Annotated in this window: 4 protein-coding genes and 1 pseudogene; all 5 read right to left on the reverse strand. The window is 72.9% G+C overall.

Annotation, left to right across the window (positions count from 1 at the left end; genetic code table 11):
* Nucleotides 1–299: pseudogene (locus E1265_RS31140) on the reverse strand (hypothetical protein); the annotation flags it as partial.
* A 193-nt stretch (nucleotides 300–492) separates the two neighbouring features.
* Complete coding sequence (locus tag E1265_RS31145; protein ID WP_132934325.1) at nucleotides 493–3012, reverse strand: CBM35 domain-containing protein; 2520 nt, start codon at nucleotides 3010–3012, stop codon at nucleotides 493–495.
* Between the two features lie 52 nt (nucleotides 3013–3064).
* Nucleotides 3065–3913 (reverse strand): carbohydrate ABC transporter permease, encoded by an 849-nt coding sequence (locus tag E1265_RS31150; protein ID WP_132934326.1) that lies wholly within the window; start codon nucleotides 3911–3913, stop codon nucleotides 3065–3067.
* Between the two features lie 751 nt (nucleotides 3914–4664).
* Nucleotides 4665–5552: a sugar ABC transporter permease gene (locus E1265_RS31155; protein WP_132934327.1), complete on the reverse strand. Its 888-nt coding sequence runs from the start codon at nucleotides 5550–5552 to the stop codon at nucleotides 4665–4667.
* A 12-nt stretch (nucleotides 5553–5564) separates the two neighbouring features.
* A complete protein-coding gene (locus tag E1265_RS31160; RefSeq protein WP_132934328.1) occupies nucleotides 5565–6887 on the reverse strand; it encodes an ABC transporter substrate-binding protein in 1323 nt (440 codons plus the stop codon).
* Nucleotides 6888–6971 lie beyond the last annotated feature (84 nt).

Below are 6971 nucleotides of genomic sequence, written 5' to 3' on the forward strand. Positions count from 1 at the left end.
GGCTGGGGGCCGGTGTCGGCGGTGGAACCGTCGCCGATGAGCCGGGGGTTGTCGACGCTGGGCCCCGGGTCCCCCGGCTGGTCCCCGAGGCCGTCAGGGCCGCCGGTGTCCGGGCCGGGGCCGAGGTGGGCGCCGAGGGACTTGGCGGGGGTCGCGATGGTCGAGTAGACGCCGGCGCCGAGCAGCGTGGCGGCGCCCAGGCCGAGCAGGCCACGGCGGCTGGGGCCGCCTCGGGCGTGCCGGGCTCGTGACGGGTGCTGGCGGTGGTCGGGAATCACCGGGGGCTCGCTCTCTGTCATGCCTGGTGGGTCCTGTGGGGTGGCGCCCGGAGGCGCCGACACCCCATGGACCGGAGCGCGGCCGTTCCGGTTGTCACAGGCGTGCAACAGCGCGCCACGCGGGCGCCGCCTGGCGACCCGCCGCCCGCCTGGTGTGGTCGAGGGCCCGGCGCGCGTGCCGCGCCGGGCCCTCGGGTGACGGTGAGCGCTCGGTTCAGCCCTGGACGCGGGCCAGTTGGATCCGGTCCAGGTCGGGCGCGAAGCCGGTCGGGTTGGTGAAGGTGAGGGTGTTGTCGCCGCGTTCCAGGGTCACCGGCACGGCCAGGGACCAGAAGTTGGACCAGGAGTAGCTGTTGCGGAAGGTCGCCCGCCGGGCCGGCCCGTCGTTGACGCGGATGTCGGCGGTGCGGGAGATGACGTCCGCGTTGTAGGCGTGGTCGCTGTCCGCGCGCTCGTCGTTGGCGTAGTGGACGAGCAACAGGTAGCGGCCGGCCTGCGGGGCCTGGACCGTCCAGCGGGCCGAGGTGTCGGGACCGCCGAGCCAGCCGAGGTGGCTGCCGTCGCTGGCGTGCGGGTTGCTGCCGAGCCTGGCCTGCCCGGTGAGGGTGGCGGCCGTGTCCTGGTAGGTGGCGACGCCGGTGGTGTCGCCGGCGCCGGTCACGTCGAGGGAGCGCACGGTGGCGGCGCCGGTGGCGGTGATCCGGTTGTTGCCGGCCTGGAGGAAGACCCGCAGTGACTGTCCCGGCGTGGCGGTGAGGCTGGTGCCGTGCGCCTCCAGGGTGAGCCGGCCGCCGGTGTGCCGGGGCGTCAGCGTGTAGTAGGCGTCGCGCGGCGCGAAGACGTCGAAGACGACGGCGTCGCCGCCACCGCCGAGCACCAGCGCGCCAGTGCCGGTGCCGGCCGAACTCCCGTAGTCGTACCGGGGGTCGCCCGCGGTGTCGGCGAGGGTCGCCTCGTAGCTGGCGCGTGGGGTGGCGGCCGGGGTGAGGACGATCCGGTCCAGGGTGACCTCGCCCGCGCCCCTGGCCAGGGCCAGGGTGTGGTCGCCCGCGGTGAGTTGGAGCCGGACCGTCCTGATGCCGCGGTAGGTCCAGTTGAGGGTGGACGGGTAGTCGACGGTCGTGGGCGCGGCGCCGTCGACGGTGAGGCGCTGGGTGGCCGGCGCGCCCGACTGGTTGCCGTAGTAGACGTCGATGTCGTAGGCGCCGGTGGTGGGCACGGAGACGTCGAAGGCGACCCGGCTCTCCGGCTGGTTGAGCGAGCCGACGTCGCGGGTGCCCGAGGTGGCGTAGCCGTTGGCGTTCTGGACGGTGCCCTGGGTGTAGATCTGGCCGGCGGTGATGGCGGCGTCCTCGGCCTCGTACGAGGCGCGCCACGGCACGGTCGGCTGGTCGGGGGTGCCGGAGCCGGCCGGGGTGAGGACGACGCGGTAGGCCGACATCCGGTCCATGCCGCGCAGCGGGACGGTGACGGTGCCGTCGTCGGCGACCCGGGCGATGCTGCGGGACAGCACGCGGGGCGCGGCGTGCGCGCCCTCGTATCCCGACCAGCCGGCCTCGGCGACGGTGACGGCCACCGTGGAGCCGAAGGTGGCTGCCGGCACGTCCTGGAAGACGACGTCGGCGTCTCCGTCGGTGCCGCCGACGATGGCGTGCGACTGGCGCCTGGCGGTGTCGAGCGAGGCCAGGCCCTGGAGGGTGTCGATGGTGTTGGGGTTGGGCGGGGTGACGCGGACGGTCTCCCCAGTCATCGCGGCGTACCAGCGGAAGAACCACCAGCCGCCGTTGGGGATGTTGGTCTGCACGACGTTGCCGTCGAGGTTGCCGGCCATGTCCCAGTAGGCCTGGTCGGCGTAGACCTTGTTGCGCTCGAACATGCTGACCCACTGCACGAGTTGTCCCGGCACCGAGAGGTCGCGGCGGTTGGCGTACTCGTCGATGTTGATCGGCAGCGGGCCGATGCCCAACTGGCGTTCCAGGGCGCGGTAGTGGTCGTGGTTGCCCTGGAAGTCGCGGAGCGAGGACGAGGACAGCTCGTGCCAGGTGGTGACGTCGGGCAGCACGTCGTGGTCGCGGGCGTAGGCGTAGAAGTCGGGGAGGAAACGGCGGTCGTAGCGCGACTCGTTGGGGCCGGCGATCCTGATGTCCGGGTCGACGGCGCGGATCCGCTGGTACACGGTGCGCCAGTCGGCGAGGAAGCGGTCGCGGTTCCTGGCGTACTGGGCGGGGTCGGAGGCGTTGAGCCCGTACCAGATCAGGTCGGGCTCGTTGAAGGGCACGAGGACGAAGTCGTCGCTCCTCGCGTGCTCGGAGACCTGGCGGGTGATGGTGTCGACCCTGGGGAGGTAGTCGGCCAGGCCGAGGTCCTCATAGGGCCACTGCTCGTAGATGTCCTGCATCATCACGTAGACGTCGCCGCCGCCGTTGCGGAAGAAGGACTCCGAGACGGTGAGGGCGTCGCCGTTGGGGTGTTGGAGGCCGCCCTCCGGCTTCTGCGCGATGGTGGACAGCCTGAGCGGCGCGAGGATGGCGTCGCTTGGCACGCCGTCGTCGCTGAGGGCGTAGAGGGCGCCGTTGGCGCCGTGCAGGATGTCGCCCTCGGACTGCCCGAGGTCGACGGTGATCCGCTGGGCCGCCTGGCCGGTCGGCCCGTCCGCCGACGCGGCCGGGCCGAGTCCGACCGTCGCCAACGCGCCGACGACGGCCGCCGCCACGAGCGCTCTCGTCTTGGACATGTGGGGGTTTCCTCCGGGTCTGCTCGCCTGTTTGCCTGCTGGCCTGTTGGCCTTACTTGACGGCTCCGCTGGTGATTCCGGAAACGATCCGCCGCTGGGCGACGAGGAACACGGCGATCATCGGCAGGCTCATCAACACCACGTAGGCGAAGATGAGATGCCAGTTGTTGAGGTAGAGCTGGGCGCTGGCGACCTGGTACAGGTTGATCGGCAGCGTGGCGGCGTCGCCCCCGCCGAGCACGAAGAACGCGTAGAAGACGTCGCTCCAGGCGTAGAGCATCACCATGATCGTGGCGGTGGCGATCACGGGACGCAGGAGCGGCAGGATGACGCGGACGAAGACGCGCGCCGGTCCGGCGCCGTCGATCCGGGCGGCCTCCTCCAACTCGGTGGGGATGGCGCGGATGAAGCCGGTCATGAAGAAGATCGACGTGGACAGGTACATGGCCGTGTAGACCGCGATCATGCCGGGCCGGGTGCCGGCGAGGCCGAGCTGGCGCAGCTGCAGCACGATGGTGATGATGGCCGGCGGCAGCAGCAGGCCGCTCACGCACACCGCGTAGGCCGCCGCGACGAGGCGGCCGCGTCGCCGCGCGAACACCCAGGCGGCGCCGGCGCCGAGCAGCAGCACGAGCACCACGGAAGGCACGATCACCAGCAGGCTGTTGACCAGCCCGCGCACCATCTGCCCCTCGCTGAGCGCGTCACCGTAGTTCTCGCCCGGCTGCCAGGCCCCCGGCGGGTCGAGGTTCGGCGTGACGGCCTCCGCCTGCGGCTTCGCCGACGTCACCAGCACGAGCCACGACGGCACGCCGACGAGCACGGCCGCTAGCCCGACCACGACGCCACGCCGCACCCACTCGGCCCTGCCCGGGCGGCCCCGCGGGCTCCGGGCGGTCATGCGACGCCGCCCGGGCGGCGAGCCGGCGCCACGTGTGCCCCTGCGCGGCGGAGCCGCGCGGCCGACCCGAGCCCGGCTCGACGGCGGGCCGGGAGGCGGCCGTCAGGCCCCGCGGCGCCGCCCCGCGGGAGCGCGACACGCTGGTCCCGGTCGGCCGGCGAGGCCGCCGGCTCGGTCCGGTGACGGAGCGTCGGGCGCGGCGGTCCGGGCCGACCCGCGGGGACCGGACGTACGCTGCCGGGCGACGCGTCGCCGACGCCTGGCCGAGGCCGAGCTGATGGGGCGTGCCGACAGGCGGAGCGTGGGGCCACGAGCCGAGCGTCAGCCGCCGGTGCGGCACAGCGACACGCCCCCGGGCGGCCGAGCCGGGCGGCGCGGCCGGTACCGGGCCGGCCGGGCCCGCCCGCAGGGCGGATCTCGCGGCGAGGCGCCCACCGCCTGGCGTCCCGGCCCGCCGCGCCGGAGGGCGGCGCGGCGCCGGCGTCGCCCCGAAGGGGGTGACGCGTGGCGGGTGCGGCCGGGCGGGCCGGGTGGTGCCGCCCTGCACGGCCAAGGCCCACGACGACCCGCCCGGCAGGGACCCCGCCCGTGCCAGGCAGGCGGCGCCGGCCGCCCCGGGCCGGACACGACCGCGAACAGCCCGTCGCGCGGAGGCGCGGAGCCGCCCCGTGGGGGTGGAGTCGGCCCGCCGGGCCTGAGGCCCGGCGAGGGCCGACCGGCCAGGCCCATGCGGCGCAAGCACAGCGCAGCGTCACAGCAGTTGCTCCCTTCTCCGCAGGCCGGTGATCAGCGGGATGGCGAGGGCGACGACGATCAGGAAGAGGACCAGGCTCATCGCGGAGGCCTGGGCGTAGAGTCCCTGGCCGAAGACCCGGAACATGTAGATGTTCATGACCTCCGTGGAGCCGGCGGGGCCGCCGCCCGTGGTGGCCTGGACGATGTCGAAGGTGTTCATGGAGCCGAGCAGCGAGGTCGTGACGTTGAAGGTGACCGCCGGGGCCAGCATCGGGAAGCGGATGGCACGGAACATCCGCCAGGGGCCCGCGCCGTCGGCGCGGGCGGCTTCGAGGACCTCGCCGGGGATGCCCTTGAGGCCGGCGAGGTAGATCAGCATGGCGAGGCCCATCCACTTCCAGCCGTGCACGACGGCGACCAGCACGATGGTCCAGGTGGTGTCGCCGAGCCACGGCACGGTCGTGCCCAGCGCCTCGTTGATCGCGCCGTCCGTGTTGAACAGGGCCTGGAAGACGTAGCCGACGGCGAGCGCCGAGATCAGCACCGGCAGGAAGAACACGGCGCGGAAGAAGCGGTTGAACCGCGTGTCGCGTTCCAGCAGCAGCGCGAGGCCGAGCCCGAACACGTTCTGGAAGAACGCGGCGAGCACCGCGTAGACGAGGGTGACGCGGATGGCCCGCCACAGCGTGCCGTCGTCGATGATCTGCCGGAAGTTGTCGAGCCCGGTGAAGCTGATCCGGCTCTGGTAGCCGGACCAGTCGGTGAACGGGTACCAGAAGTTGAGGAGGTTGGGCAGCAGGAAGAAGCCGCAGAAGAGGACGACGGCCGGTAGCGCGAACCACCAGGGGTGGTGAACGGCGGCGCGGGGCAGCCGGCCCGGCGGGCGGCGGGTGTCGGTCGCCATGCGGGGGCGTCCCTAGAAGCCGTCCGCGCCCTGGGCGCGCGCTATGTCGTCGAACTGGTTCTCCACGAAGGCGGCGACCTCCTCCGGGGTCTTCTCGCCGTAGATCAGGTCGGCGAGTCCGACGTGGAGTTCGGGCGCGACGATGGCCCTTGCCTGGAAGACGCCGTGCGCCTCGGGCAGCGCGGCCACCTGCGCCCGGGCGGTGCCCGGCATGCCGTCCGGGTTGGGCACCGCGGGCTGGACGGAGGGTATCCGGCGGTCGGCGATGAAGTCGGGGTAGTCGGGGCCGAGCCAGAAGGCGAGGAACTGCCGGGCGGCGCGCTGGCGTTGTTCGTCGCCGGTGGCGAAGGCGACGACGCCGTTGGTCTGGTCGGGCGAGTAGAGGCCGCGCGCGTCGGAGTTGGCGACGGGGAACCAGCCGACGGTCTCGTCGATCTCCTCGGTGCTGTGCTGGGCCTGGAGTTGGGACTGGAAGGAGGTGACGTTGAGGGCCATGGCCGCGGTGCCCTCCCAGATGGCCTCGGCCTGGCCGGTGAAGGTGCCGGTACGGTAGTCCTCCTGGGCGAGGCCGGCGCCGAGCACTTCGTCCTGGTAGCGGGTGATGGCGTCGACGACGACGGGGTCGGTCCAGGACTCCTCGTTGCGGTTGAGCCCGTCCCACCACTCGTCCGGCAGGTCGGTGAGCTGGACCTGCACCTGCCACTGGAGCGGCCAACGGTCGCCGCCGACCTCGTAGAAGGCGGGGACGCCGGTGGCGTCCTGGACGGTGTGCGCCAGCTGGAGCAGCTCGTCGTAGCTGTCGGGGAGTTCGTCCTCGGAGACGCCGGCCTGCCGGAAGACGTCCTTGTTGTAGTAGACGCCGAGCATGGCGGGGCTGGTGACGACGGCTGCGTAGCGGGTGCCGTCGACGACGCCGAGCGAGCGTTCCGTGGGGCCGAGGTCGTCGACCCAGGGCTCGTCGTCCAACGGCAACAGGTTGCGGGCGGGTTGGATGAACGGGAGGGTGCTGACGCTCGGCTGCCAGAACATCAGGTCCGGTCGGTCGCCGGCCGCGAGCCGGGTGGGGACGTTCTGCTCGTAGAGGTCGGGGATGGCCTCGGTGGTGACCCGGGCGCCGGTGGCCTCCTCGAAGGCGTCGATGACCTGGTCGGCGGCGTTGAGCGTGGACTGCGCGGTCCAGAAGGTGAGTTCGACGCCTTCGAGGGGGGCCAGGGGGTCGATCTCGCCCCCGCCGCCGGCCTGGCCGGCGGTGTCCTGGACGCTGCTGTCGCTGCAGGCGCCCAGGGTCAGGGTGGCGGCGCATATCAGGGCCAGGGCGGCCGCGGTACGTTTCATGGCGACTCTCCGAGTTGGCGGCTCGTCGGGTGTCCTGGTGAGTGGGGTGTGCCGATGTCGGTTCCGTGGGTGGCGCGTTGGTGG

The organism is Streptomyces sp. 8K308 (assembly GCF_004348315.1).
Classification (GTDB): domain Bacteria; phylum Actinomycetota; class Actinomycetes; order Streptomycetales; family Streptomycetaceae; genus Streptomyces.

Excerpts from the sequence above, each read along its gene's own strand:
- E1265_RS31155 (WP_132934327.1), bottom strand. The coding sequence starts at position 5,552 with ATGGCGACCGACACCCGCCGCCCGCCGGGCCGGCTGCCCCGCGCCGCC.
- E1265_RS31145 (WP_132934325.1), bottom strand. The coding sequence starts at position 3,012 with ATGTCCAAGACGAGAGCGCTCGTGGCGGCGGCCGTCGTCGGCGCGTTG.
- E1265_RS31160 (WP_132934328.1), bottom strand. The coding sequence starts at position 6,887 with ATGAAACGTACCGCGGCCGCCCTGGCCCTGATATGCGCCGCCACCCTG.
- E1265_RS31150 (WP_132934326.1), bottom strand. The coding sequence starts at position 3,913 with ATGACCGCCCGGAGCCCGCGGGGCCGCCCGGGCAGGGCCGAGTGGGTG.